The sequence below is a fragment of the Streptosporangium sp. NPDC051023 genome (assembly GCF_040689595.1).
Taxonomy (GTDB): Bacteria; Actinomycetota; Actinomycetes; order Streptosporangiales; family Streptosporangiaceae; genus Streptosporangium.
In genome coordinates this window covers 37,766-63,831 of sequence record NZ_JBFBCE010000029.1, presented here as the reverse complement: position 1 = coordinate 63,831, position 26,066 = coordinate 37,766, and the positions used below count along the sequence as shown (strand labels likewise).

Here is a 26,066-nt window from a genome sequence, read left to right as displayed (position 1 = left end):
GCGATCGCACATTCCGACGTCAAGGTCCTTGATCACTGATTCCGGCAGACAACGGACTCCGAAGACACCGAGAGCGGTACGGCTCGCGATATCACACGAACGCGCCGCCGACGGAAAAGCGTCACATCGGGCGCATGGCGGAGACGACCGGTTCCGTGGTCGCACGCTTTCACTCCGCAGACCCCTGCACGCCGGGGCAGGGACCCCAACCTCCGCTCTCCGTCAATCTCCGTCGCCCGACGACTTCCCGGATGTGTCACCGACGTCGCCGTAGCTCCCGCCCTGAAGGACGGAGCCGTGAATGGTACCGCCGCTGATCTGGTTGGTGGTGTCGTCGCCGCCCGTCCTCGTCTCGGCGATGCGCTGCTCGGCCCGAAGGTCACCGGCCGCCACGTTGATCGAGCCAACCGAGCCGTGGACGGTGATGCGGGGGCCGAACGGGTCGTCGGCGCCCTCCGCGCCACCCGGGCGGAGCCCGCTGAGTGTCATGCCGAGGAAAGCCGACAGATCCTCGGAGTTGTCGACGATCGCGAACAGCCTGCCCCCGGGTTCACTGCTCCAGCGGATCTCCTTCAGATACGCCTGGTAGAGGGACTACTCCTCCAGGACCGACGCGCAGTCGAACATCAGACGAGCCGAGGCCGGCCAGTTCGGCCGAGGGGTGCCGTAGAGGATCTTCCCTTCACTCAGGCCGCCCTCTGCCAGCAGGCACGAAATGATCAGTACGCCTCTCGCCTTCAGATCCTCGGCGACGGCCACCACCCCCGGAATCTCGGACAGGTCGTTGGGTTCCCCGTCGGAGAGCACGAAGAGCACGGGCTGGTCGGACCACTGGCGCCGTGAGCGTTCGGATGACCCTTCCGGTTCGATGAAGGCCAGCGTGGGAAACCCGGCCGTGACCGACCAGAGCAGGTTCGCCAGTCTACGAGAGACATCTGGGGCATCAGGAGCCGAGCGGCGACCGCGATGACGGCCGGATATCCGTCAGGAATTCGCACCTCGCTCGACGTCTTCGCCTGTGCCTTCGGCCTGCGTAACGCAATGGACGGCGGCGATCTGGGTTTCTTCCTCAACATCGCGGAGCAGGCCGTTGCGCGTTTCCGAAATATCCCCTCAACTCGTACGCGCGACGGTTGAAAAGCATGGGATGGCGGATTGAGGACGACGCCCGCTACTTCGTCCAGGTCAACCATTCGGCGCTGATCTCCGACGTGCTGGACAGCGTTTTCCTCTGACACCGTGGTGACGGGCGCCCTGCCGTACAGGTCGCCCACCGGCAGAGCGACGACCACACGGCGTCACGGGCGAGAACTCCACGGCATCGGAACGTCGTACCCAGGTACAGCCTGCACCCCCATCGAAGGGGCGCCAGTGGGATATCGCCGTAGGCGGCGCCGACGTGAGCATTGACAGGCTTCATTCCTGCTCACCCCTGCTCACCCCAAGGAGATGGACGCTTGTTGAAGCGGCATATCCCCATTGCCCTTATGGTCGGCACCGCTCTGGCCACCATGGCGCCAACCCTCCCGGCCTTCGCGGGTGGGCCGGGAACCGCGAGCGTCGTGACGTCCACGGCGAAGACGAAGGCGGACAACGATGTCTGCCCGGTCGTGGACGGTACGGCGGCTCGTTGTGGAGAGATCACGGTGCCGTTGATCCGCGCCGATCCCGCCGCGGGCACGACCCGGATCGCCTACGCGCTCCTGCCCCGCACCGACACCGGCCGCCCCGCGGCAGGAACGGTCATGGCGGTGTCCGGCGGCCCCGGCAGTCCGGCCATCCCCTACGCGGAACGCTTCGCCACGGACATATCGGCTCTGCGCGGCGACCACGACCTGCTTCTGGTCGACCCGCGTGGCACAGGCGCATCTCAGCCGGTCGACTGCGACCTGCCGGCGAGCTTCGACCTGCTTGCCCGCGAGCGGCAGATCGACGAGGTCGGGGCGTGCGGACAGCGGCTCGGAACACGGGCGCGGGGCTACACCTCGGCGGAACTGGCCGACGACCTGGACGCCGTCCGTGCAAAGCTGGGCGTCGACAAGGTCGACCTGTACGGCGTGTCCTACGGCACCTACCTGAGCACCGTCTACGCCACCCGGCACCCGGACCGCGTCCGCAGCGTCGTCCTGTCCGGGGCCTACCCGCTGCGCTTCGACTCGTTGAACCGCCTGAACGCGCAGGCGGTTGAGCAGGCGCTCCAGCGGCTGTGCGCGCGCAGCGAGGGCGCCTGCCGCGGCGACGAAGCGGTCGCCAACCTCAAACGGCTGGCCACCCGCCTGCGCAAGGCCCCCATCCCCTTCGAGATCGAGGTCTCAGGGCGTCGTCAAACCCTGAAACTCGACGAAGGCATGCTGAGCCTGCTGCACTTCTACGTGGCCAGCGGCGGCGGCACCCCGCGCACCTGGACGGAACTGCCCGCCGCGGTCACGGAGGCGCTGTCTGGCGACACGACCGCGCTCGTCACCCTGGCCAAGCAGGTGGGCGAGGCCCTGGCCTCTCCGTCGCCCGAGGCACTGGCCGCCAAAGCCCAGGGCCTGTCGATCATCTGCAACGACTACCCGACCGTGTGGAACCGGAAGGCCGCCTTCCCCGGCCGTGCCGCCGCCTTCAAGAAGGCCCTGCGGCAGGCCGAAGGGGAGTTCGGGCCGTTCAGCGCACGCGGCTGGACCGCGGCTGTGATGGACGGCGCCGACGTGTGCCTCAAGTGGCCCCGCACCGACCGGCCCGCCGACCCGGGCCCCGCCCCCGACGTCCCGGTTCTCGTGCTCTCCGGCGACCTCGACACCAACACCCCCGTCACTCAGGGCCGTCTGGCGGCGGCTCAGTTCCCGTCGGCCGCCTTCGTTGAGGTTCCCTCCGCCGGACACGTGCCGACCTGGGAGGAGACCGGTTGCGCGGCCCGGCTGGTGAGCACCTTCATCCGCACCGGTTCCACCGGCGACCGCTCCTGCCTGAAGTCCATCCCACCCCTGCCGGTCCGCCAGGCACACTGACCCCGCCGACCCGCGATGGTACGGATATCCCTACCGTCGTGGGCCGGTCATCCTCTCCTGCCATGTTCTGGGCTTGGCGCGAAACCGTCGCGCCTCATGTCCCGGTGACGGAGACTTCGGTGATCGGGAATTCCCGAATGGCTCCGACCAGGCGTTTCCTGCTCGCAAGCCCGTACCGTCGGGCGGTGGTCAGGAGCGCTTGCCCGGTCCCGCGCATCGCGGAGGGTCGAGGGTCAGATCTGCTTTCGGCATCCACCCGATGCCGGTAGAGCTGTCACGAGGATCCGGTAGGGCAACCGCCTGATACACGACTCCGTCGGCCCCGGTCCGTGGCTCGGACGGAACGAGACGCACCTGGTCACCGGAATTTTTGAACTTGACCGGACTAAGATCTCCGATCTCGGCGAAGACCGGCGACGACGGCGCGTTCACCAGGGCGCACCGGGCGGAGGTGGCGAGAGTCGGGGCCGCGCTCGGTGTGGCGCCCGACTCGGATGACGGCAATAACAGCCACGCCACAAGCCCGCAAACCATGCAAACGACTACGACACCGATCTTCACATAAATCGACATAGGCGACATTCGACGCATAACGCCCTGCTTCGATCGCCCGACACCCCGAGATGGGCCATCCTCCAGGGACACGCGAGCGAAACGTCCACTTTCCCGCGAAGCTTCCGACCCCGTTGCCGCCTTGGCGCTCTTTAATATCGCAAGGTATTTGAGATGCTCATCTGTCGGTATTTTGACACTTGTAAGCATCTTAACAAAAGTCCGCTCGCGGGGAATTTGATCACCCGAGAGATACTTTGAGAGTGCCGTGTCGGATACGCCAAGACTAGCCGCTTGTGCCTCTTGAGTTGATTTGCCGGTTTTCTCCGCTAATCGCCTGATCACCTGCTCCAGCCGATCCGTCGATCCTGACTCCTCGCTCATCCCGTTCCTTGCGATCTAGAGAGGAACCCGCAGGTCAGGCCATATCGGGAATTCCCCTTTCCCGTTCGATCCTGCGGAGTGAACTGGGTGAAGGCCATCCTTCCGGATATCCACCCCCTCCGGGGTGGAATCAATAGAAAGGAAGCTTTCCCGCATGAAGATTCGACAGGTGAGGTGGATCGTGGCGATCCTCCTTCTGGCTGCCATATTCATCTATGTCACCACGGTAGGCAGAGCGAACGGACGCCATCGGGCCGAACGGCAATAACCCGCAAGCAGTCCACGACGGCCGCCACGGCCTCTTCGGCCTGGCTCGGCCTGGCTCGGCCTGGCGATCCGTGCCTGCCTGGCGATCCGCCGCCACAAATGGCGGCCCAAGCAGCAGGCTCGCCTGCTCCGGCACGGCCGCATCGCCCCGGCGGTGCGGAAACCGCTGCGAGCGTGGTTCCGCGAGAAGACGCTCCCGCGCTGATCAGCTGCTGAATCCCCTGGCCTCGCAGGCGTTTCCGCCAAGCGCGGCCAGGGGTCCAGCCATGCACGGCACCGCTCAAACGCCTCGGGACTGAGCCGTCATACCGACTCCACGAAACAGCGATCCGGTTTCCGACGCGCTCGTAGAAGTACTCACCGTTGCCGAACTCCGTCCGCAACCGTTGGCTCCCCCGGATCCGTCGCACCCCCAGGCTGAGGTGTCGCGACAACCGCCAGAAGGGAGGCCGTCCCGTCGGAGGCTTCTCACGCTGGCCGTACGGAGGCCAGAAGTCGAACTCGTCCTTCCTTCCCGTCCTTCCTGGCCCCGTCGACGAAGGCATCCCCCACACTCACGCTCACCACGAACGGCGCCTTCCGGGAGCTTCCCCTGACTGTCGGACAACAGGACGCCGTCTCTGGGAAACGGCCCCCTTGCTGCCGACTTAATGCCAGGGTTAACCTATGGATGAGTCTGGATGGGAGGTCGTCCTGGTTGCCGAAGTCGCCAACTGGTATGACCGGTTGTGCCACGACGACTGGGACAGCGCCGAGCAGGTCGAAGACGCTATAGACATGCTCGCGCTCGTAGGGCCGACGCTGGGTCGACCGCTGGTGGATCGCATCAAGGGAGCCGAGAACCATCACCTGAAGGAGTTGCGACCGGGCTCGTCAAAAGGAAGTGAAATTCGCATCCTGTTCGCGTTTGATCCGGAACGACGGGCGGTGCTGTTGGTCGCAGGCGACAAGGCCGGCAACTGGCACTATTGGTACGACATGAACGTACCGCTGGCAGAAAAGCGGTACGCCGAGCATGTGGCGGAGTTGGCTAGCAGGGAGTATGAATGAGCGCGGTCAACTGGAACGAAGCGAAGCAGCGGGCACGCGAGCGGCGGCGGACCGCCGGACTGGCGGTGCGGTCCGAGGCCGAGAAGTCGGCCGCGATGAATCAACTCACCGCAGAGGTCAGAGCGCACAGGCTCATGGAAATCAGACATGAGCAAGATCTGACCCAACGCGACGTGGCCACCGCCATGGGTGTCTCAAGCCCGAGGGTCTCAGCCATCGAACACGGAGAAGTCGACCATGTCGAGGTCGCGACCCTGCGTTCCTATATCGAAGCCCTCGGCGGACGACTCCGGGTGGTGGCGGACTTCGGCGACACCGAATACACCGTCGCTTGACGCAGCCCCTCTCTCACCACAGCAGCGCCTCCGCCCATCCTTCTCCGCGCTAAGGGCTCGCGTTACATCAACCTGAGCCCCAACCGTCGCCGCTCATCCGGCGAACAGCGGCCGGACCTCGACGCCGCCGTCCCGGACTGCCGGGTTGAGCTTGGCGATGCGCAGGGCCATGTCCAGATCGGGCGCCTCCAGGACGTAGAACCCGGCGACGACCTCCTTGGCCTCGGCGAACGGGCCGTCGGTGACCACGTCGCCGCGGACCGAGGTGGCCGTGGTGCTGGGGTGCAGCGCGAACCCCGCGACGATCCGGCCGCCCAGCTCCTCGACCTGGGCGGGGTAGCGCTCCAGCATCCTCATGTAGTCGGGCGTGAAGTCCATCGGGTCGGCCGGGGCCGGCGAGTAGACCAGGATTCCGTACCGGGCCATCGGCTTCTCCTCGAATCGGTGTTCATCCTCTGTCCTCCGACGAACGGGGACGGCCGGACTTTACACCCCGGGCGGGAAATCAACGGACCTTTCCTGATCTTTCCCCGACCGGGGGCGAGGCGGCGGCGAGGGCCGGAAGTCCCTGACGGATCGGAGCTCTTCTCGCCGGGTAACCCTGATGCATTGCTGCATCAGGACCCCTCAGAACCGTGCGTGCAACTCATCGCTCAGGTCCACAGTCTCTCCACCTCTCCGATCCGTTCCACGGAGGTTGGCGTTGCCGGTGCCATGGCCGCCGACATTCACTGGGCGAAGCACCGCTCATCGGCGCCGATCCGCTCCGCATCACCACTCGTCATACCGGCACCGTGCGTAGCCCACGCTCGGTGGAGACATGACCTGAAGGCATGACGCGATGAAGGTGAGGCCACAGCACCGAGGCCGGGATCAGAAGTCGAACTCGCCCTTCTTGGCGCCGTCGACGAAGGCGTCCCACACACCCGCGCTCACCACGAACGGCGCCCGCCCCGGAGCCTCGGTGTCACGAATCCCCACCCGACCACCGGACAACGGAGCCACCTCAAGGCAGTTCCCTTGGTCGGAGCCGCTCTTGGTGGCCTTACGCCAGACCGCGTTCTTCAGCTCATCGCTCAGGTCCACAGTTTCTCCGCCTCTCTGATCAACGCGATGGAAACAGGCTGAGGGTGCGCCTCGGCTCGCAGGGTGTCGTATCTGCTGTGGATGAGCTCCAGGTCTTCCTGGCGATCCGACACATGTCCGTGGGCCGCAGATTGGATATACACCGAATCCGGCCTTCCTGGAAGGCGCGCGATCACGAAGCCGCCGAGAATGCCGGTCGTCACCCCCAGCGCCATGGGAACGACCTGGAGGCCGATCCGGGGGGACTCTATCGTCTCCATCAGGCGTTCGAGCTGCCGACGCATGACTTTCTTTCCGCCGATGGGGCGATGAAGGACGCCTTCGTCCAAAATCGCGCGGAAAAGCGGCGGGGTGGCGCGGACGAAGATCTCCTGTCGCTTCATTCGGGCCGCGACGGCCTTCTCCACCTGCTCGTCGGTGATGCCGGGCTCGCCACGGATGACCAGCCGGGCGTACTCCTCGGTCTGCAGCAGACCGGGCACGACGAGCGGTTCCCAGGTGTGCAGGCTCTGGGCCTGCTGCTCGACGTCCAGCCAGGTCCGGAACCAGCGAGGACTCGCCGCGTGGGTGAGCCTCTCCCACAGGCGGACCAGCTCGCCGCCCGCCTCGACGGCGTCGTCGTAGCGCTGCATGAAGTTGCGACTCGGCGTGCGTTCCCCCCTTTCGATGAAACCCACCAGACTTTGGCTGAACTGGGTGATTTCCGCCAGCCGGTCCTGCGTCAAGCCGAATTCTTTCCGGCGCCTGCGCATTTCGGCCCCCAGGATGACCAGGGGCTTGGCCGAAGGGTCAGATTTGGGTAACACGGACATTTCAGCTCCGTCCGTCGGGGGAATCGCTACTCCGCCAGCACACCAGCACAGTTTCAGCACACCTCAGCACACTTCAGCACAGCTCAGTACAAACTGTGGTGGCAATGTGTTGCGGCTTTGGATACCCAACGTAGCCGGTCGGGGGCACCCTGTGAAGTGGGCGGGGACGCGAGGAGAGGCCCTCCGGGAGGCCTCGTCATGCATATAGGGCGCCCCCTCACACCATCACCGCAAAATCACCGACTATGTCTGGATTAAAGGGGTGAAAAATGCGCACCGAGACGCGGGAAACGCATTGTTCGGACGGAGGGGCGGAATGTTCGCCGGATACGGACCTGTCACCGCCACGTAAGGCGGACGAGGGGGCCGCACCGCGCTTCGAGGGCGAGCCGCCCACCGTCGGGGGTGAGCCGCCCACCTGGCGCGTGCCGTACCCGAGGGAGGCTCCGTGATCTGGCGCGACACCCAGGTACGGCTCGGCGGGCGGCACCGGCGGGGCGAGCCACTCTCCAAGGTCCGGCCCCGGCGCTGGGACCCCGCCGACCGGGCCTCCGCCGAGCAACTGGACAGCGTCGAGCCCGCCTGGACCGTCTGGTACGGCGTGGGCACGCGATGCTTCTACGCCATCGCGGGCTGGCCCGTGCCCGAGCCACTGGTCATACGAGCCCGCTCGACGGACGAGCTGTGCCGTCTCATGCGCGCGGCCGAGCAGGCGACACCTCCTCGGCCCACCGTCACGGGAGCCTTCGGAGGTCCCGCACACCCGGCCGGGCCCACGAACACGAGAACGGCCGACACCGTAGCCGGAGAGACGACGTCCACGACCGGGGCCGGGGACACAGGAACGGCCGAAGAAGTGGCGTGCATGACCGGGGGCGCGACAGCGGGTTCGGCGCGTGTCCTCCCGCTCGCCTCCGGAGAACCGGGGCGGTCATCTTCCCCTGCCTCGACGGCCTCCCTGTCCGCGTCCCCTGCCTCGACAGCTTCCCCGCCCACGTTCCCCACCTCCACGGCTTCCCCGTCCACGCCACTCCCCCCGCCGACCGGAGGAGCCCCGATGCACCAGACACCGGACGGCCTGCGTGCCGCCTGCTGGGACCTGCCGTACGACCCGTCGATCGTCGGCAAGGCACGCCGTGTGGTGGGCGAGACCCTCGCCACGTGGGCGTTCACGCATCTGGCGGACGACGTGGTCCTGGTGGTCGGCGAGCTGCTGGCCAACGCGATCACCTACGGCGAGCCTCCGGTCAGGCTCTCCATGTGGGCGGGAGTCGGGGAGTTGTGCGTCCGGGTCACCGACCACGGCCCCGACCAGCCGCGCCATCTCGACCTCGGGGTCGAGGCCGTCCACGGCCGGGGACTGACCATCGTCGACGCCCTCGCCGACGACTCGGGCGTCACCCCGCTCTCCGACGGCCCCGGCAAGACCGCCTGGGCCCGCTGGCGCCTGCCCTCCCCCACCGTGAGCCCCCTTCAGATCACCGGCTCGTGAACCTCCTCCCGATGACCCGGAGAACCCGGACGGTCAACGGCCGGACGGAACGGCGGAGCCCTTCCACCGGCACGGTGGAAGGGCTCAGGAGCAGAGGGATCACGGGGGGAAGTTGCCGTTCTTGGCGACCGGCAGGGCCAGCTGAGTGGCGCCGCCGAGGGTGGCCTGCTCGACCGGGAGGCCGGCGAGGACGGGGTTGATGTGCCGCAGGGTCAGCGAGACCGTGGGCAGGGTGGTCGGGGTGACGATGTCGAACTTCTCCAGGTCTATCCACCGGACGATGTTGAGCACGTCGCTCGGGATGGTGTCACCGGCCTTCAGCACCGGGACGCACAGTTGGCGGGCGTTGAGGATCTGTGCGCCGTGCGTGGGGATCGTCGGGGTCAGGACGGGGTTGAGCTGGCGCAGGGACACCTGCTGGTTCAGCGGGTTGTTGGGGGTGATTCCGTAGCACTTGAGGTCGATGTGGCTGACGAGCCGCAGCACCTCGGCGGGCGGGGCCGCGTTGTTCTTGATGACCGGCACGCACAGCTGCTGCGGAGTGTTCAGGAGGACCTCGGTGCGCGGCAGGCTCTGGAACAGCGGGTTGAGGTGGCTGAGCACGAGGCTCGTGTTCACCGTGGTGCCGGAGATCTTGTAGCAGGCCAGGTCGATGTACCTGATGAAGTCGAGCGCGGGCGACGGCGGCGTCTGGGTGTTCTTGGCGACCGGGACGCACAGCTGCTCACGCTGGCCGAGGGTGACGGTCTCGGTCGGCAGGTTGCCGAGCACGGGGTTGAGGTGTCGCAGTGTGAGCGTGGTGGCCGGTGGCTGGTACGGGCTGGTCTTGAAGCACTCGAGGTCGAGGAAGGAGGTCAGATCCTTCGGCGTCGGCAACACGAGGGCGCTGGCGGGCGGCACGCAGAGGAACAGGACGGTGAACACCGCGACGGCGGCGGATGCGAGGCGCCGGAACATCGGTTTTCTACGCCCGTTAACTCCACTTACGGCTCGGTCCATTGTGGCTCCAAACACTGGGGGATGCTCTCTTGTCACCGAGTGTGTGCCGACATGACCGGGCTGACAATATCGCTGACCGCATTTTGTCATACCCGAAATTCGGATCGGCGAGCCAGAGAATTATTAACAGACATAAAAGCGTCGCGTGTTCGCTGAAAACCAGGACAGGGCAGCTTTATCAAGGATCTGTCCATCCGATGGAACAGATCATCAGAGAGCCTTTTCCAACCCGACAGTGCTGGTCGCGTCGGGCAAGCTGGCCGGAGATCGATGAGGGCGAGGCTCCAGGCAGGACAGCAGTCGACCAAGATCCGATGCCCCGCCCAGGAACCTCGCCTGTCAGCGCTGCTTCAGGCCGAAGTTGTCACGCCGCCAGAAGGCCGTGAACCGGGCCCACGCGAAGATCCGCGCCCGCGGCGAACGAGCGATCGCCATTCTCAAGACCTGGAAGATCTTAGCCAAGCCGCACTGCCGCGCACGTCGCGCCATCGCAATCGTGCAGACCATCCTCGTCCTGCACGACATCGAATCAAAGCGCCACACCGGATGAAAAGACTTAATGTCCGGCCGGGTTGCCCGTCGTTTCCGCCCGGTCAGGATGGAAGATTTCCTCGATGGCCAGGCCGAAGACGTCGGCGATGGTGAACGCCAAAGGCAGGCTGGGGTCGTACCGCTCGGTTTCGATGGCGTTGATGGCCTGCCGGGAGACCTGGCACCGGTCGGCCAGGTCGGCCTGGCTCCACCGGCGAGCTGCGCGCAGTTCGCGTAGCCGGTTCTTCACAGATGCTCCTCCGTCAGCGGTGCAAGCGGGTACGCAGGTCCGCGATCAGCAGCCAGATTCCCACGCCACCGAGGAGGATCAACTGCGCGAGCTGATGGAGCTGGATGATGCCTGCGGCATCGAGCAGGGTAGCCACTTGCAGCCCTACGAGGACTGCGGCGAACGCGATGGCCATGCTCTCCAACTGAATCCTGCGCAGGTATTCGTCCGCGCGCCGGAATGCCCGCAGCAGCACCCAGGCAATCGCGATGGTGAAGGCGGTGGTGGTCGCGATCCACCAGGCCTTCTGGGCGGTGCTCTGATCGGGGTTACCGCCCAGGGCCAGGGCGATCACGCCCAACGTGCTCACGGGTATGCCGTCGATGAGCACAGCACGGCGGGCCGCACGGGTCACCTGGTCCTGCTGTACCTGCTTTGCCATGCGACGAAGGTAAGGCGTCCCTTCCATAAAGTCAAGCGACCTTGACCTCATGGAAGGGACACCTTACATTTTGGCGATGTGAACGAGAGACGACTCCTGACCCGCCGAGCGCTGCTCGGTACCGCCGTGGCGTCAGCCATCGCTTCCCTCCCGCTGGCCAGCGCGGCATTCGCCCAGTCGCGACCCGCCGCGAATTCGCCGGTCGCCGCCACCCCCACGCCCAATCCCACGCCGACTCCGCTGCGGCTTACCGTGCCCGCACCAACCGGTCCGCACCCCCTGGGCACGGTCTCGTTGCACCTGGTCGACCGGGCACGCGTTGATCCCTGGAAGGATTCCCGCCCGGCCCGTGAACTCATGATCCAGATCTGGTATCCGGCACGCGCGGCCCATGGCCACCCGCCCGCGCCCTGGATGTCACCCGGCGCCGTCCCCTTCTTCGAGCAGGGTCAGGGCATCCCACCCGGCACGCTGCTGCTGCCGACCACGCACGCCCACCTGGCCGCACCGGTGAACCCCGGCCGGCGCGGCAGGCCGGTCGTCCTGTACTCACCGGGCCTGCGCAGCGACCGCAGCCTCGGCACCGTTCTGATCGAGGAACTGACCAGCCACGGCTACCTGGTCGTGGCCATCGACCACACCTACGACGCCGACCAGGTCGAGTTTCCCGGCGGCCGGATGGAAACCTTCGCCATTACCAGCGACATCGACGATGCCCTGATCGCCAAGGCCCTCGCGGTGCGCACCGCGGACACCCGGTTCGTGCTGGACCAGCTCACCGCGCTCAACGCCGGACACAACCCCGACGCCGGACGGCGCCCCCTGCCCCCCACCCTCACCGGCGCGTTCGACCTGTCCCGCGTCGGCATGCTCGGCCACTCCCTCGGTGGCGCCACAGCCGCCGCAGCCATCCGCGCCGACCAGCGCCTGCGGGCCGGCGTCAACCTGGACGGCAGCCTCCTGCCACCCGTCACCGCGGGCACCGACCGCCCCTTCCTGCTCTTCGGCAGCGACCCCGGCTCAGGTCCGGAGGATCCCAGCTGGGATCAGTTCTGGGCCGGCCAGCACGGCTGGAAACGCGAACTGGCCCTCACCGGCTCCACCCACGCCTCATTCACCGACATGGAAACGCTGCTCCCCCAGGCCGCGCCCATCCTCGGGTTGACGCCTGGCCAGGTGACGCAGGCAATCGGCACCCTCGACCCGCAACGCGCCATCCGCGCGCAACGTGACTACGTACGAGCGTTCTTCGACCTTCATCTACGCCACCTCGACAACCACCTGCTCCAGCGCCCCTCACCCCGCTACCCGCAGATCCGGTTCCTCCGATGAGGCACCGGCCGTCCCCGCACCACGGTCACCCCGGGTGGCCCGGGGAGGCGGGCCGTACCGCCCGGCGGACGACGATCTCAAGCCGCGCATCGCGGCGGGAAGCACGGGTTGAGCGGGTCGCCGCGGAGGGCGGCGGCCGCCCTGCCTCCCCGCCGCACCTCGTGACGGAGCACAGTCGGTAACAAGCCGGTTTCGGCTCTCTTCTGGCATTGCTTTGTCGGGAAAATATCTCTACATCCTCTTAAATGCGATATGGGGATGTAGCGCAGGAACAGAAGTCTCCGTGGGGCCGTGTGGTGTGGGCGACGGCGGTGGCGGCACTGACAGCCGGGCTGGTCGGCGGCCTCGTGGCCCGGCTGCTGATGCGCGCGGTCGCGCTCGCCGTCGGCGTGGACACCGCCTTCACCGTTGCGGCGACGGCGATGATCGCCGTCGTCTTCGCCGTGCTGGCCGTACCGGCCGCCGCCACCGCGACCGCGCACCCGGCCATCAGGCGTGGCGGCCGGTGGGTGACTGTGACGGTCACCGGCTGGGCCTCGGCCAGTACCGGCTTCGCCGACGCCCAGTCCATCCTGCTGGCCGACGAGGAACGGCTGCCGCTGCTCGCGGCGCTGGCCGTGGCCTTCGCCGCACTGGTGACGGCTCACGGACGGTTCGCGCAGTGGATGACGCGCCGCTTGACGGTCACCGGTGATCGGATGCCTGCGAGCACGGGACACGCGGGAGAGTCCGAGAGCGCGAAGCACGGGAACCCGCACGCCGCCTTCGGCCACCGCGCACCGGATTCCCCGGATGGCGAGGCCTTCATCCGGGGATCCTGCCAGAGCTCTCCGCCGCCTGCCAACGAATCTCACCTATACCACTAAAGCCGCAATACGCCTTTTGACCTGCCCGAACACCCCATCGCCGCTACCCTTCGCAGTCGATGCTCAACAATCGGTAAAGAGGGTGTTCATGGGGCGGCGACGGGTCGTGGTTGCGGTCGCGGGGGCGGGGGTGGTCGCCGCGGTGGGGATGGGGTTGTTGTCCCTGCCCGTCGAGCAGAAGTCGCGGGCCGCGGAGACGGCGCCTTCCGCGCCCGCGCCCGCGGACCCGCTGACCGACGAGGAGATCGGACGGGCGGAGGCGCTCGCGTCCGCCGGGTCACGTCAGCACATGGCGATGGGACGGGTTGGGCTGCTCTACGTCGAGCGGGACGACGACAAGGACGCCGGGGAGGCCGGCGAGGCCGGACGGCCGGGGACGGCGGGAGACACGGGGAGTTCCGGAGGCCCCGGGAGTTCCGGGAGTTCTGGAGGCTCCGGAGGGCGGCGGCTCGCCGAGGCCTATCTGTATGACTACGACACGGACACCCTCATCGTGCGGACCGTGGATCTCGGCACGAACAGGGTGGTGAGGGAGACCGCCTCGCGTGGCGTGCAGCCGCCGCCCTCGAAGGCGGAGGAACTACGCGCAGCCGAACTGCTGCTGGCCCAGCCGAAGCTCGGAGACGGGGTACGGCTCTCCTATGCCGGGACGGCGGGCAGGCTGCTGCGCTCCGCCTCCGATCTCGGGCTGCGAGGACTGGTCTTCACCCCATCGCAGGAGGGCGGGGCCGCCACGCAGTGCGCGGTCCACCGGTGCCTGCGGCTGTTCGTCCGGCTGCCGGGCGGCCACTGGCTGGACACCAGCCGGATCATCGTCGACCTGTCCGCCAAGAAGATCCACATTCTGGAGTGGTGACCGTGTTTCTCCTGCCTCCCCTGATGCGGTACTTCTCCCTGGTTCTCCCTCTGGGCCCGCGCCGTCCTCTCTCCGGTTCGCGACCGCTCCGCATCGCGTTCAGCCTGGTGATGTACTGCGCCACGCTCACCGGCGCCGTGTTCCCCACGGGTCTCGCGTTCCCTCACGGCTCCGGCTTCCTCTCCTCAGGACCGCCTCTCGCCGCGAAGGCGGCTCCCGGGCCGCGGTGCAGCACGCCGTACCGGGTGGACAGGGTGCTGCCGAACGGCGCGCGCTGGCAGATGTGCTGGGAGATGCGCAACATCGAGGGACTGACCCTCACCGAGGTGGTCTACACCCCCAAGGGCAACGGGCCGATCAGCGTGCTGCGCAGCGCGGCGCTCGCCCAGATCCACGTGCCATATGACAAGGGCAGTCCCCGCTTCCACGACATCGGGGCGATGGGGTACACCGCCATCCCGTTGCAGGGCACCGACTGTCCCGGAGGGGAGCGCCGCGAGCAGTTCGTCTGCGTGACGACTCGGGCGCGCGGTCACGCCTACCTGAAGTCGGACGAGGAGGGATCAGGCAAGACCGCCCAGGGCACGGACCTGGTGGTCTTCGCCGCGTTCCAGCTGGGCTGGTACACCTACCTGGTCGAATGGGCCTTCTCCGACGACGGCGCGATCACCCCGCGCGTCGGCGCGACCGGCTCGCTGGCCGGGTTCACCACCACGCCCGAGCACGGCTGGCCGATCGGCGTGGGAAACCGCCATTTCGAGGCGAGCCACACCCACAACGTTTTCTGGCGTCTGGACTTCGATATCCAGGGCAGGACGGGCGACGTCGTCGAGCAGTACGACTTCGCGGGCGCCGGTACGGCCAAGCGCAGGCTCAAGCGCACGGTCTTCACCCGGGAGACCAGGGCCGTCAACGGCAGGGCGCGCTGGTGGCGGGTGGTCGACCGCGGGGTCCGCAACGCCGACAGGCACCCCGTCTCCTGGGAGATCGACAACACCGAGAGCGCGGAGTATCGCGGCCCGGCGAACGAGCCCTTCACCCGCGCCGACCTCTATGTCACCAACTACCGCTCCTGCGAGCGACTGGCGACCACCAACCCGGCCCCCAGATGCGCCAACTCCGTCGACCGCTACGTCAACGGCGAGAAACTCACCGATCCCGTGGTCTGGGTCAACGTCGACTTCCACCATGTCGCCCGCGACGAGGACGCCGACCCCATGCCGACCCACTGGCAGGGCTTCCGCATCACCCCACGTGACGTCACAGCCCGCAACCCTTACTGATCCCGTACCCACGACCGGTGGAGGACGGAACGATACTCCTGGAACTGTGTGACACGCAGGACGACGGCGATCTGCAGGACCACCGCGACCAGCGAGGGAAGCAGGAAGAGGGCGTCGATCAGGAGTAGGGCGGCGAAGGCGGGGCGGTGGGGAGCGGTGAACATGCCCCAGCTCAGCGGCGTCATCCAGTTCGCCAGCACCCACGAGATCCACCAGGCCCAGACCAACCCGGAGTGCGTCTGCCTGCCGATGAAGTCACCGCGTACACCACCCGGCCGGGACGATGCCCAGACGTCGTCCACGATCTGCTTGGGAATCCAGTGGTTGGCGACCGGAACGAGCCAGCCCAGCAGGATGAAGATCTTGAACCAGCGGTGTGGGAGCGGGGCCAGCGACTCGGCGTTCATGCGCGCCTCCAGCAGCCAGAGCATGAAGGCGACCCAGGCGAAGAGGGCGGTCGGCAGATGCAGCAGGAACAGCCAGCGCAACAGCGCGTCCGTGTCCGGGTGGGTGGACCGGCCGGTGAGGACGGCGGCCGACAGGACGAACCGGGGGCCCGCCAGCATCAGGACGATCTTGGCAAGAACGTCGACGCACAACGCGACGAGCACCGTGAAGGTCAGGTCCCGAAGGTTACGCACCGGCTGGAGGCGCCGGACGAACACGAACGGGATAGTGAGGGACAGGGCAAGGGGGGAAACGGCACATGCCCGCGGGGCCGACTTCGGCACGGCGCCCCCCGGCTCGGGAGCTTCGGGGGGTGGGGAGGAAGGGGTCATTGCCGTCCTTCGTATGATCAGCTAGATCAACGGACAGTATTTCCACAACGCCCTAGCAGCACAAATGGGATTTTCCTCCCCGCCTATCCACCCATTTTCGCGACACGCATGGTGATAGCGGACAAGGGCATGGGTGGTAACGCCCGAGTAGGGCAGGGTTAGGGGATACCGATCTACGGGAGTGATCCATGAACGCGGACTTGGACCTGGAGCGGCTCGCGGGCGGAGCGCACCATGATCCGCACTCGATCCTCGGTGCGCACCCGGGGCCGAGCGGTGTGACCATCAGGACGCTGCGCCCGCTGGCCGAGAAGGTCCAGGTCGTCGTGGACGATCACACCCATGACATGGAACACGTGGCCCACGGTGTGTTCGCGGTGACGCTCGCCGGGCTGGACAAGGTGCCGGATTATCGGTTCCGGGTCACGTACGCGGGGGCGGAGCCGTACGAGATGGCCGACCCCTACCGGCACTGGCCCACGCTGGGCGAGGTGGACCTGCATCTGATCGGCGAGGGACGCCACGAACGGCTGTGGGAGGTGCTCGGGGCCCGGGCCATGCGGCACGAGGACGTCGAGGGTACGGCCTTCGCCGTCTGGGCGCCGAACGCGCGGGGTGTCCGAGTGATCGGCGACTTCAACCACTGGGACGGCACCGCCCATCCGATGCGCTCGCTGGGCAGGTCCGGCGTGTGGGAGGTGTTCATCCCCGGTCTCGGCGAGGGTGACCACTACAAGTTCGAGGTCCTCGGCGCCGACAGCGTGTGGCGGGCCAAGGCCGATCCGATGGCCAGGCGCACCGAGGTGCCGCCCGCGACCGCCTCGGTGATCGAGAAATCGTCGTACGAGTGGCAGGACGACGAGTGGATGCGGCGGCGCGCGGACGCCAACGCGCTGAAGGAGCCGATGAGCACCTACGAGGTGCACCTCGGCTCGTGGCGCCCTGGCCTCTCTTACCGGGAGCTGGCCACCGAGCTGGTCGAGTACGTCGTCGACATGGGGTTCACCCACGTGGAGTTCCTGCCGGTCGCCGAGCATCCGTTCGGCGGCTCGTGGGGCTACCAGGTGACGTCCTACTACGCGCCAACGGCCCGTTTCGGCGGCCCCGACGACTTCCGTTACCTGGTCGACCGCCTGCACGAGGCGGGCATCGGGGTGCTGGTCGACTGGGTGCCCGCGCACTTCCCGATGGACGACTGGGCGCTGGCCAGGTTCGACGGCACGCCCCTCTACGAGCACGCCGACCCGGCCAGGGGGGAGCATCCCGACTGGGGAACCTACGTCTTCGACTTCGGCCGCAGGGAGGTGCGCAACTTCCTGGTCTCCAACGCGCTGTACTGGCTGCGTGAGTTCCACATCGACGGGCTGCGCGTTGACGCGGTCGCCTCGATGCTCTACCTGGACTACTCGCGGCGCGAGGGCGAGTGGACGCCCAACGAGTACGGCGGGCGCGAGAACCTCGACGCGGTCGAGTTCCTCAAGGAGATGAACATGCTCTCCTACCGGGACCAGCCGGGGATCATCACCGTGGCGGAGGAGTCGACGGCCTGGCCCGGGGTCTCCCGTCCCGTGCATCTCGGCGGGCTCGGCTTCGGGTTCAAGTGGAACATGGGCTGGATGCACGACACCCTCGCCTACCTCAAGCACGAGCCGATCTTCCGGCAGTACCACCACCACCAGATGACGTTCTCGCTGATGTACGCCTACTCGGAGAACTTCGTGCTCCCGCTCTCGCACGACGAGGTCGTGCACGGCAAGGGGTCACTGCTCGGCAAGATGCCCGGCGACGAGTGGCAGCGGTTCGCGAACCTGCGCGCGCTGCTGGCCTTCATGTGGGCCCACCCGGGAAAGCAGCTCCTGTTCATGGGCGGCGAGTTCGGCCAGGGGTCCGAATGGTCGGAGGTCCGAGGTCTCGACTGGTGGGTGCTCGACTTCGACGGGCACAAGGGGGTCCAGCGGCTGGTGAAGGACCTCAACCGGATCTACCGGGACACGCCCGCGCTGTGGGCCCTCGACTCCTCCCCCGACGGCTTCCGCTGGATCGACGCGGACGACGCGCAGGGCAACGTCTTCTCCTTCCTCAGGTACGCCCCCGACGGGTCGGTCGTGGCCTGTGTCGTCAACTTCTCCGGCGGGCCGCACGAGGACTACCGCCTCGGCCTGCCGTCGGGCGGCACGTGGGAGGAGGCGCTCAACACCGACGCCTACGACTACGCGGGCAGCGGGGTGGGCAACATGGGCGCGATCGAGGCGGTCGAGGAGCCTTGGCACGGCCTGCCGTACTCCGCCAACCTGCGAGTGCCGCCGCTGGGCGCCGTCTGGCTCAGGCGGGGCGCGACCTCCGTTCCCACGGAGAGCGCGACCCGCGAGCGGGCCGAGACGAAGGTGGGAGAGGAAACCACGAGGAAGGCCGTGAACGAGGCCGAGGCCGCCGCCGAACCGGAACTGGCCGCCACGGCCACGGCCGCAGAAACGACCGCGACCATCGACGGTGACACGACCACCGGAACGACTGCGACCGCCGACGGTGACACGACCGCCGGAACGGCTGCGGCCACCCGTGGTGACACAGCCACCGGCGGTGACGGCGGGGGCGCCAAGGCGGAGTCCCCCGGGACACCCACGGCCATCTCCGCCCCGGCGGAGTCTTGACCATCCGTCCGAACGGACGGGTCAACGAGTCCGGATAAATTTTTTCACACCACCCCGGGCCGGTCACGTAACGCGTGACCGGCCCTTTTCCGTTCAGGCGGGGTTTGCCGGGACGCCTGCAAACCTTAAATCCGCCTTATATCGGCCAGCGAGCCATTGACCACCCAGGAAGGAGAACCTACGCTCTGGAAACTAATAGGAAACTTTCCTATGAATTCGGGGGCTAGGAACTCTTTGACCTGGAGCAACCCTTGCGACGAATGACCATCGGCTCCTTGATCGCAGCCACAGCGCTGCTCGTCCCCGTTGGGATCGGGATGGGCACAGCGACGGCCGCCACTCCCGCGACCGCCACGTACTCCACGACTTCCGACTGGGGCTCAGGCTTCCAGGGCAATGTCACCGTGAAGGCCGGATCGAGCGCCCTGACCAGCTGGAAGGTCGAGTTCGACCTCCCCGCGGGCAAGTCGATCGCCTCCGCGTGGGACGCCGACATGACCAAGAGCGGCAGCCATTACACCTTCGCCAACAAGTCGTGGAACGGTGCTCTGGGCGCGGGAGCCTCGGTGAGCTTCGGCTTCACCGGCTCACCCGGCGGAGTTTCCGGTGTGCTGAACTGCAAGCTCAACGGTGGGTCTTGTGACGGCGGTGGAGACCCCACCCCGACGCCGACCGTGACGCCGACGGTGACCCCCACCGCGACGCCGACCGTCACCCCCACCGCGACCCCCACCGCGACGCCGACTGTCACCCCCACCGTCACCCCGACGGCGACCCCGACCCCGACCGTGACGCCGACCGGCCCCGGCGGGGACAAGAAGGTTGTCGGTTACTTCACCGAGTGGGGCGTCTACGGCCGTAACTACCACGTGAAGAACCTGGTCACCAGCGGCACCGCGCCGAAGCTGACCCACCTGCTGTACGCCTTCGGCAACACCGCCGGTGGCCGCTGCGCGATCGGCGACGCCTACGCCGACTACGACAAGTCGTACAGCGCGGGCGAGAGCGTCGACGGCGTCGGCGACACCTGGGACAACGGCGCGCTGCGCGGCAACTTCGGCCAGCTCCGCAGGCTGAAGAAGCTCTACCCGAACCTCAAGATCATCTACTCCTTCGGCGGCTGGACCTGGTCCGGCGGCTTCACCCAGGCCGCGGCCAACCCGACCGCTTTCGCCGACTCCTGCTACAACGTGGTCAAGGACCCGCGCTGGGCGGACGTCTTCGACGGCATCGACGTCGACTGGGAGTACCCGAACGCCTGTGGCCTGACCTGTGACAGCAGCGGCCCCGACGCCTTCAAGAAGGTCGTCTCCGCGCTGCGCAACAAGTTCGGCTCCAGCGCTCTGGTCACCGCGGCCATCACCGCTGACGGCGCCGACGGCGGCAAGATCGACCTGGCCGACTACGCCGGAGCGACCCAGTACCTCAACTGGTTCATGCCGATGACCTACGACTTCTTCGGTGGCTGGGACGCGAAGGGCCCGACGGCTCCGCACTCGCCCCTCACCGCCTACACCGGCATTCCGAAGGACGGCTTCAACACCGACGCCGCGATCCAGAAGCTGAAGAGCAAGGGCATCCCCGCCGACAAGCTGCTCATCGGCATCGGCTTCTACGGCCGCGGCTGGACCGGCGTGACCCAGGCCGCTCCGGGTGGCACCGCGACCGCCGCCGCGCCCGGCACCTATGAGGCCGGCATCGAGGACTACAAGGTCATCAAGACCAAGTGCCCCTCCAACGGCACCATCGCCGGTACGGCCTACGCCTTCTGCAACGGCCAGTGGTGGAGCTACGACACCCCCGCCACCATCAGCAGCAAGATGGCCTGGGCCAAGAGCCAGGGCCTTGGTGGCGCGTTCTTCTGGGAGACCAGCGGCGACACCCCCAACGGTGAGCTCATCACCGCACTCGCCAACGGCCTCAAGTAGTAATATTTCGGACACTCGGCCCTCCGTGCGCGTCACGCCGCGGAGGGTCGAGCCATGTACGGCCTCCCGCCGCTCCGCCTCCGGCTGCCGCAGACGCGTCCGGACCGCAGACGACCAGGCCCGGGACCGTGAGTGACAGGCCCGCCCGGGAGTGAGACGTCCGACCGTAGGTGACAGGTCCGCCCGGGAGTGAGACATCCGACCGTGGAGGACGCGGCGGGACCGTAGATGAACTATGGCTGAGAAGATCCTCAAAATCTGGAACGTGCTATTCACTGGCGACAAAACGCTACTTAGACTCCATAACGCCTTGATCGACTGCCCGGAGCTGTCCGATCCCCCGGAGGATGTGTGCGACTTCGAGCCCTCGTGGCCCTGGTGACCGTGCTCAGCATCGCCCCCGCCGTAGCCGCCCTCGCCGAGGATCAACCCGCCGTCACGGCGGCGCAGACGACCGAGACGGTCGCCTCCCAGACAACTCCCCCGGCTCCCGCGCAGACGGAACAGGCACCTCCCGCGCAGACGGACCCCACCTCGACGCCCGCCCAGCCGGACCCGGCATCGTCGCCCGCGCCGAAGCTGGAGGTCGGGCTCGCCGCCGACGAGGACGGCGCCCGGGTCATCGTCGAGGTGGCCGCCCCCGCGCAGGCCGCCCCGGTCGCCGGTGAGGCGCAGGCGCTGCCGGGAGCCGACGTCGTGCTCCAGCCGCCGGACACCTCCTTCATCGTCGTACAGGGCACCGGCGACTCACTGACCGAGCTGGCCAAGGATCCCAGGGTGGTCTCGATCCGTCGTGACCGCACCTACTCCCCCACCTCGCTGGCATCGGGCCTGACGCTGATCGGAGCGGACCGGGCCCACACGGAGGGGGCGGACGGCAGAGGCAGGACGATCGCGATCATCGACACCGGGATCGACGGCGGCCATCCCGCGCTGGGCGGCAAGGTCGTGAAGGAGGCCTGCTTCTCCGTGACGGGCGACGGCGCGAAGTCCCTGTGCCCGAACGGCCAGGAGACGGACGACTCGGCGGACGCCAGGACCCCCGCGTGCCAGCAGGACCAGGGCAACCTGTGCGAGCACGGCACCCACGTGGCGGGCATCGCCCACGCCGTCGCGCCCGGCGCGGACATCGTGGCGATCCAGGTCTTCAGTCGCGTGGACGACTGTCCCGAGGGGGGCGGGACCTGCATCACCGCCTACGAGTCGTCGCTCCTGCTCGCGCTCGACTACGTCGCGGAGCTGAAGGACACCGTCCCCGGCCTCGTCGCGGTCAACCTCAGCCTCGGCGGCGGCCTCTACGGCGGAGCCTGCGACGCCGAGTCCGAGGTCCAGGGGATGAAGCAGCGGATCGACGTGCTGCGCGCCAAGGGCGTCTCAGCCGTCGCCGCTGCCGGGAACGAGGGCTATCTCGGCGCGGGAGCTCCCGGATGCATCTCCGGTGCGGTGACGGTCGGCGCGACCGACGACACCGACCGCGTCGCCGACTGGTCGAATTACGGCTCCGTGCTCGACCTCTTCGCCCCCGGCGTCGAGATCGACTCCTCGGTGCCGGGTGGCGGCACCAGGGTCTACAGCGGGACCTCGATGTCCACCCCGCACGTCACCGGCGCGCTGGCCGTACTGTCCCAGAAGGCGTCGGAGACCGGCGCGGGCACTGCGGCGGGCACTGCGGCGGACGCGCTCGTCGGCAGGCTGACCGCCGCGGGCCGCCCGATCGTCTACGACGGGGTCACCACACCCCGCCTCGACCTGTACGGCGCGCTCACCGGGGCCTCCCCCTCCCCCGCCGTGACCCAGACTCCCGACCCGGACGAGTCCGAGCCCGGCGACCCCGGCGACGACTCCTCCGACGATCCGGACGACCCCAGCCCGAGCCCGCAGCCCGGCTCCCTGCCCCCGCCCTCGGGACCGACGCAGGCCCCCGTCCCGGTCCCGCTGCCGACGGTCACCGTAACCGTGACCGTGACCGCGCCCCCGGCGCCCCCGGCGACCTCGCCGAGCCCGGCCGCCCCCGCGGCCCAGGCCGCGATGTGCGTCCGCGGGAAGTCGAAGAAGACACTGAGCGCCGCGCGGTGGGCCGTCGAGGTCGGTCCCGGCAGGGGAACACTGCCGGACGCGACGCTCAGGTGCTATCTCGGCATGGTGGGCAAGGCCAGCAGGGTCTTCTCCGAGCTGACCGGCGTGTCCACGCTGACCACCGCCCAGCGGGTGCTCAAGCCCGCCAAGAAGACGAAGCGGGCGAAGTTCGAAAGTGAGCTGCTGGCCGCGTGGCTGAACTGGGCGAACGGCGGGGTCAACTTCACCGCCGGGGTCGGCGGGACGGCCACGGTCAAGGACGCCCTCACCACGGCCGAGGACAGGCGGCTGCGAGGGGCCTTCCCCTCGGCGTCGATCTCGCTGCTGAGGAAGCAGGTCAACGCCCGCCGTACCGCTTAGAACGGGACCGCCGCAAGAGAGTCCGGGATGTGTCGTCGGGAAAGGCCCAAGCGCGGATGCGTCGCTTAGGGTGAGACCATGGACGCGACCAAGGTGATCATCGACACCGTCGACCGGCTCCGGCAACGGCGTACCGCTCCGCTGGTCCTTGAGCTTGACCTCACCGAAGGGCTGGCGGAGGGTCCCCCCGCCGACCCGCTGGGCGCGATCCTGTCCATGCGCAAGGCGCGTCTGGCCGACGTGCTCTCCGGCCTCAAGCGGGCCAGGAAGGACGCCAGGGTCAGAGCGCTGATCGTCAAGATCGGCACCCAGCCGCTCGGCCTGGCGACGGTGCAGGAGCTGCGGCGGGCCGTGACCCGGTTCAGGGAGGCGGGCAAGCTGACGGTCGCGTTCGCCGAGACGTTCGGCGAGTTCGGCGCGGGCACCGTCCCCTACTACCTGGCCACCGCCTTCGAGCGGGTCTACCTGCAGCCGTCCGGTGACGTCGGGCTCACCGGCGTCTCGATGGAGCAGCGCTTCCTACGGGGGGCGCTCGGCAAGCTCGGCGTCGAGTATCAAATCGGGCAGCGGCACGAATACAAGACCGCCGCCAACACCTTCACCCAAGATCACATGACCGAGGCCCACCGCGAGTCGATGGGCCGGATCACCGAGTCGGTCACCGAGCAGATCGTCGCGGGCATCGCCGAGGGACGGGGCCTCGACCCCGCCCTGGTCCGTGAGCTCGTCGACCAGGGCCCGTTCATCGGCGCCGAGGCGGTCGAGGCCGGGCTCGTCGACCGGATGGCCTACCGCGACGAGGTCTACGACGAGGTCAAGCAGGCCGCGGGGGAGAGCGCCCTGCTGCTCTATGTCGGCCGCTACGCCAAGGGGCCGATCTCGGGCAAGCTTCCGCACCCCGGCGGCCAGACGGTCGCCCTGGTTCACGGCACCGGTCCCATCCGCCTCGGCCGCAGCGGACGCAGCCCTCTCGGCGGGGGCGGGGCGATGGGCTCGGACACCGTCTGCGCCGCCCTGCGCGCCGCCCGGCGCGACGAGCACGTCAAGGCCGTCGTCTTCAGGGTGGACAGCCCCGGCGGTTCGTACGTGGCCTCGGACGCCATCTGGCGTGAGGTCGTGCTCACCCGCAAGGCGGGCAAGCCGATCGTCGTCTCGATGGGCGACGTCGCGGCCTCCGGCGGCTACATGGTCTCGATGGCCGCGGACGCGATCGTGGCCGAGCCGGGCACGCTCACCGGCTCCATCGGCGTTTTCGGCGGCAAGGCCGTCATCGGCGGCCTGCTGGAGAAGCTCGGCGTCTCCTCGGAGACGGTCGGCGAGGGCGCGAACGCCGGGATGTTCTCCTCGACGACCGCCTTCTCCGAGGCCCAGTGGGCGCGGGTGAACGCCTGGCTCGACCGGGTCTACGACGACTTCGTGAGCAAGGTGGCCGAAGGCCGCGGCCTGTCGCGCGAGCGTGCCCACGAGCTGGCCAAGGGCCGGGTCTGGACCGGTGCCGACGCCCGCGAGGGCGGGCTCGTCGACGAGCTCGGCGGCCTGGAGGACGCCCTGGCCCTGGCCAGGAAGAAGGCCGGTCTGCCCGCGGACGCCCCGGTGCGGAGCTATCCCAAGCTGAACCCGCTTGAGCGCCTGCGCCCGGCGGACTCCAGCGAGGACAGGGCCGCCGCGCTGGCCAGGGTCCGCATCGAGGCCTGGGGTCCGCTGGCCCACCTCGCCACCGAGCTCGGCCTGCCCTCCTACGGTCCCCTCATGCTCCCCGGCTCCTGGACGATCCGCTGACACACCGACGGACGATCCCTCCGACGGTCCGCCGCATTACCGGCCGGTTCTCCCGGCCGGCCACCGGCGCGTTCAGAGAGTGCTCTCTCGCCCCTCGTACGGCTGGTCCAGCTGCTGCTGCCGCTTTCGCTGTTCCACGCGGAGCAGCTCTATCTCCCTGGCGAGCCTGTATATGTTTACCCTCTCATCTCTTTCTTCGTACGGAGGGATCCCCAGCTCGAAAGCAGACACATGCTGCTCGACGGCATCCGCCGTCTGCTGCAGGTAGAAGCTTCGCTCGCGATACTTGAAGTAACCGGTGAATCCAGCGGACACGCCGACGGCGAAGCTCAGCGCCACCGTCACCCACTTCAAAGGGGCAGGGGTGTCGGCAAGACTGGCAGCGGTGGTGGTACCCAGGGACCCTACGATGATGATCGCCTGAAAAACATTGTGGATCCTGCGATAATATTTCGCCTCCGTCCGCAGCTGTCGAAGCTCCCGCGGAACGTCCTCCTTGTAGGAGTACTGCCGGTGGTAGACGGGGAGGTTGAGATTGGAGGCATAGATACGGCGGGACTCCTCCGCCAGCTCCAGGTCCAGCCGGAGTCTGCGGACGGTCTTCTTCCGATCGCCGCTCCTCTTGTACTCGACGTCCAACTGCCAGACGAAAAACGCCCCGCACAGGATCACCAGCGGAATCGCAACCCGATTCCACGGGCCGACGTCGTACCTTCCCCATGTCGCAACGGTGACGGAGAATATGACAACGGTGGCGAAAACGGAAATGAATCCAGAAACCAAAAGAGACCGAACCTGAATCTTCCGAACCCTTATCGCCTCATGCAGGTCGAGAATCTTTTCGTTGTAGCCAAGCAGTAACTCATGAGGCCCTGATCTCACCTCTACGGGATTAGACAAATTCTCCCCACTTCACAAAACCGCCGTCCACAGCACCACATACCCCTACAGCGTCGTAGACGAGCATGGGGCATGACCAGTTGT

General features: G+C 67.7%; 23 protein-coding genes and 1 pseudogene. 14 read left to right on the top strand and 10 right to left on the bottom strand.

What is annotated here, in order from left to right; all coding sequences use genetic code 11:
• Positions 1-222 precede the first annotated feature (222 nt).
• Positions 223-489, bottom strand: a complete 267-nt coding sequence (locus AB0395_RS20505; protein ID WP_366282676.1) for a hypothetical protein — start codon at positions 487-489, stop codon at positions 223-225.
• Between the two features lie 105 nt (positions 490-594).
• On the bottom strand, positions 595-816 hold the full coding sequence (locus tag AB0395_RS20500; RefSeq protein WP_366282675.1) for a hypothetical protein: 222 nt from the start codon (positions 814-816) through the stop codon (positions 595-597).
• Between the two features lie 150 nt (positions 817-966).
• Here AB0395_RS20500 and AB0395_RS20495 point away from each other — a divergent pair, with 150 nt between their 5' ends.
• From AB0395_RS20495 to AB0395_RS20480, 4 genes are all read left to right on the top strand, one after another.
• Positions 967-1,137, top strand: coding sequence for a hypothetical protein (locus AB0395_RS20495; protein WP_366282673.1), 171 nt, complete (start codon positions 967-969; stop codon positions 1,135-1,137).
• A 320-nt stretch (positions 1,138-1,457) separates the two neighbouring features.
• The gene (locus tag AB0395_RS20490; RefSeq protein ID WP_366282671.1) at positions 1,458-2,993 is read left to right on the top strand and encodes an alpha/beta hydrolase; all 1,536 of its coding nucleotides are present in this window, start codon (positions 1,458-1,460) and stop codon (positions 2,991-2,993) included.
• Positions 2,994-4,862: 1,869 nt separating this feature from the next.
• Complete coding sequence (locus tag AB0395_RS20485) at positions 4,863-5,246, top strand: type II toxin-antitoxin system RelE/ParE family toxin (RefSeq protein ID WP_366282668.1); 384 nt, start codon at positions 4,863-4,865, stop codon at positions 5,244-5,246.
• The gene (locus AB0395_RS20480; protein ID WP_366282666.1) at positions 5,243-5,581 is read left to right on the top strand and encodes an XRE family transcriptional regulator; all 339 of its coding nucleotides are present in this window, start codon (positions 5,243-5,245) and stop codon (positions 5,579-5,581) included. The genes AB0395_RS20485 and AB0395_RS20480 overlap by 4 nt, the downstream gene beginning before the upstream one ends.
• A 93-nt stretch (positions 5,582-5,674) precedes the next feature.
• Here the strand turns inward: AB0395_RS20480 and AB0395_RS20475 are convergent, their stop codons facing one another.
• The 3 genes from AB0395_RS20475 to AB0395_RS20465 form a co-directional block, all read right to left on the bottom strand.
• A complete protein-coding gene (locus tag AB0395_RS20475; RefSeq protein ID WP_366282664.1) occupies positions 5,675-6,007 on the bottom strand; it encodes a YciI family protein in 333 nt (110 codons plus the stop codon).
• 447 nt (positions 6,008-6,454) lie between these two features.
• On the bottom strand, positions 6,455-6,667 hold the full coding sequence (locus AB0395_RS20470; RefSeq protein ID WP_366282662.1) for a DUF397 domain-containing protein: 213 nt from the start codon (positions 6,665-6,667) through the stop codon (positions 6,455-6,457).
• Positions 6,658-7,479, bottom strand: coding sequence for a helix-turn-helix transcriptional regulator (locus tag AB0395_RS20465; protein ID WP_366282660.1), 822 nt, complete (start codon positions 7,477-7,479; stop codon positions 6,658-6,660). The genes AB0395_RS20470 and AB0395_RS20465 overlap by 10 nt, the downstream gene beginning before the upstream one ends.
• A gap of 448 nt (positions 7,480-7,927) precedes the next feature.
• Here AB0395_RS20465 and AB0395_RS20460 point away from each other — a divergent pair, with 448 nt between their 5' ends.
• Positions 7,928-8,971, top strand: a complete 1,044-nt coding sequence (locus AB0395_RS20460) for an ATP-binding protein (protein ID WP_366282658.1) — start codon at positions 7,928-7,930, stop codon at positions 8,969-8,971.
• 99 nt (positions 8,972-9,070) lie between these two features.
• Here the strand turns inward: AB0395_RS20460 and AB0395_RS20455 are convergent, their stop codons facing one another.
• A complete protein-coding gene (locus AB0395_RS20455; RefSeq protein WP_366282657.1) occupies positions 9,071-9,928 on the bottom strand; it encodes a hypothetical protein in 858 nt (285 codons plus the stop codon).
• 391 nt (positions 9,929-10,319) lie between these two features.
• Between AB0395_RS20455 and AB0395_RS20450 the strand changes: the two are divergent.
• Positions 10,320-10,520 (top strand): annotated as a pseudogene (locus AB0395_RS20450) (transposase family protein); the annotation flags it as partial.
• A gap of 6 nt (positions 10,521-10,526) precedes the next feature.
• On the opposite strand, the gene AB0395_RS20445 reads toward AB0395_RS20450, so the two are convergent.
• Both AB0395_RS20445 and AB0395_RS20440 read right to left on the bottom strand, forming a co-directional pair.
• Entirely contained in the window at positions 10,527-10,751 is a 225-nt protein-coding gene (locus AB0395_RS20445) for a helix-turn-helix transcriptional regulator (RefSeq protein WP_366282655.1), read from the bottom strand.
• A 13-nt stretch (positions 10,752-10,764) separates the two neighbouring features.
• Positions 10,765-11,172 carry a hypothetical protein gene (locus AB0395_RS20440; RefSeq protein ID WP_366282654.1) on the bottom strand — a complete coding sequence of 136 codons (408 nt, stop codon included), beginning with the start codon at positions 11,170-11,172 and terminating at the stop codon, positions 10,765-10,767.
• A 78-nt stretch (positions 11,173-11,250) separates the two neighbouring features.
• Between AB0395_RS20440 and AB0395_RS20435 the strand changes: the two genes are divergently transcribed.
• The 4 genes from AB0395_RS20435 to AB0395_RS20420 all read left to right on the top strand — a co-directional run bounded on the left by AB0395_RS20435 (position 11,251) and on the right by AB0395_RS20420 (position 15,509).
• Positions 11,251-12,504 (top strand): lipase, encoded by a 1,254-nt coding sequence (locus AB0395_RS20435; protein ID WP_366282653.1) that lies wholly within the window; start codon positions 11,251-11,253, stop codon positions 12,502-12,504.
• Between the two features lie 311 nt (positions 12,505-12,815).
• Positions 12,816-13,370: a hypothetical protein gene (locus tag AB0395_RS20430; RefSeq protein WP_366282651.1), complete on the top strand. Its 555-nt coding sequence runs from the start codon at positions 12,816-12,818 to the stop codon at positions 13,368-13,370.
• Between the two features lie 88 nt (positions 13,371-13,458).
• Positions 13,459-14,226, top strand: coding sequence for a hypothetical protein (locus tag AB0395_RS20425; protein ID WP_366282649.1), 768 nt, complete (start codon positions 13,459-13,461; stop codon positions 14,224-14,226).
• Positions 14,223-15,509 carry a copper amine oxidase gene (locus AB0395_RS20420; protein ID WP_366282648.1) on the top strand — a complete coding sequence of 429 codons (1,287 nt, stop codon included), beginning with the start codon at positions 14,223-14,225 and terminating at the stop codon, positions 15,507-15,509. The genes AB0395_RS20425 and AB0395_RS20420 overlap by 4 nt, the downstream gene beginning before the upstream one ends.
• Here AB0395_RS20420 and AB0395_RS20415 read toward each other — a convergent pair.
• Positions 15,503-16,174 carry a DUF4328 domain-containing protein gene (locus AB0395_RS20415; protein WP_366282646.1) on the bottom strand — a complete coding sequence of 224 codons (672 nt, stop codon included), beginning with the start codon at positions 16,172-16,174 and terminating at the stop codon, positions 15,503-15,505. The genes AB0395_RS20420 and AB0395_RS20415 overlap by 7 nt on opposite strands.
• Before the next feature lie 302 nt (positions 16,175-16,476).
• Here AB0395_RS20415 and glgB point away from each other — a divergent pair, with 302 nt between their 5' ends.
• The 4 genes from glgB to sppA all read left to right on the top strand — a co-directional run bounded on the left by glgB (position 16,477) and on the right by sppA (position 25,082).
• Positions 16,477-18,939 (top strand): 1,4-alpha-glucan branching protein GlgB, encoded by a 2,463-nt coding sequence (glgB, locus tag AB0395_RS20410; protein ID WP_366282645.1) that lies wholly within the window; start codon positions 16,477-16,479, stop codon positions 18,937-18,939.
• Between the two features lie 275 nt (positions 18,940-19,214).
• Positions 19,215-20,867, top strand: coding sequence for a glycosyl hydrolase family 18 protein (locus AB0395_RS20405; protein ID WP_366282644.1), 1,653 nt, complete (start codon positions 19,215-19,217; stop codon positions 20,865-20,867).
• A 351-nt stretch (positions 20,868-21,218) separates the two neighbouring features.
• On the top strand, positions 21,219-23,303 hold the full coding sequence (locus tag AB0395_RS20400) for a S8 family serine peptidase (RefSeq protein WP_366282642.1): 2,085 nt from the start codon (positions 21,219-21,221) through the stop codon (positions 23,301-23,303).
• Between the two features lie 78 nt (positions 23,304-23,381).
• Positions 23,382-25,082 (top strand): signal peptide peptidase SppA, encoded by a 1,701-nt coding sequence (gene sppA, locus AB0395_RS20395; RefSeq protein ID WP_366282640.1) that lies wholly within the window; start codon positions 23,382-23,384, stop codon positions 25,080-25,082.
• Positions 25,083-25,154: 72 nt separating this feature from the next.
• On the opposite strand, the gene AB0395_RS20390 is transcribed toward sppA, so the two are convergent.
• Positions 25,155-25,982, bottom strand: a complete 828-nt coding sequence (locus AB0395_RS20390; protein WP_366282638.1) for a DUF4231 domain-containing protein — start codon at positions 25,980-25,982, stop codon at positions 25,155-25,157.
• Positions 25,983-26,066: the final 84 nt, after the last annotated feature.

Coding starts and splice junctions, on each gene's coding strand:
- AB0395_RS20505 (WP_366282676.1), bottom strand. CDS start 489: ATGACACTCAGCGGGCTCCGCCCGGGTGGCGCGGAGGGCGCCGACGAC.
- AB0395_RS20495 (WP_366282673.1), top strand. CDS start 967: ATGACGGCCGGATATCCGTCAGGAATTCGCACCTCGCTCGACGTCTTC.
- AB0395_RS20485 (WP_366282668.1), top strand. CDS start 4,863: ATGGATGAGTCTGGATGGGAGGTCGTCCTGGTTGCCGAAGTCGCCAAC.
- AB0395_RS20480 (WP_366282666.1), top strand. CDS start 5,243: ATGAGCGCGGTCAACTGGAACGAAGCGAAGCAGCGGGCACGCGAGCGG.
- AB0395_RS20475 (WP_366282664.1), bottom strand. CDS start 6,007: ATGGCCCGGTACGGAATCCTGGTCTACTCGCCGGCCCCGGCCGACCCG.
- AB0395_RS20465 (WP_366282660.1), bottom strand. CDS start 7,479: ATGTCCGTGTTACCCAAATCTGACCCTTCGGCCAAGCCCCTGGTCATC.
- AB0395_RS20455 (WP_366282657.1), bottom strand. CDS start 9,928: ATGTTCCGGCGCCTCGCATCCGCCGCCGTCGCGGTGTTCACCGTCCTG.
- AB0395_RS20440 (WP_366282654.1), bottom strand. CDS start 11,172: ATGGCAAAGCAGGTACAGCAGGACCAGGTGACCCGTGCGGCCCGCCGT.
- AB0395_RS20425 (WP_366282649.1), top strand. CDS start 13,459: ATGGGGCGGCGACGGGTCGTGGTTGCGGTCGCGGGGGCGGGGGTGGTC.
- glgB (WP_366282645.1), top strand. CDS start 16,477: ATGAACGCGGACTTGGACCTGGAGCGGCTCGCGGGCGGAGCGCACCAT.
- sppA (WP_366282640.1), top strand. CDS start 23,382: ATGGACGCGACCAAGGTGATCATCGACACCGTCGACCGGCTCCGGCAA.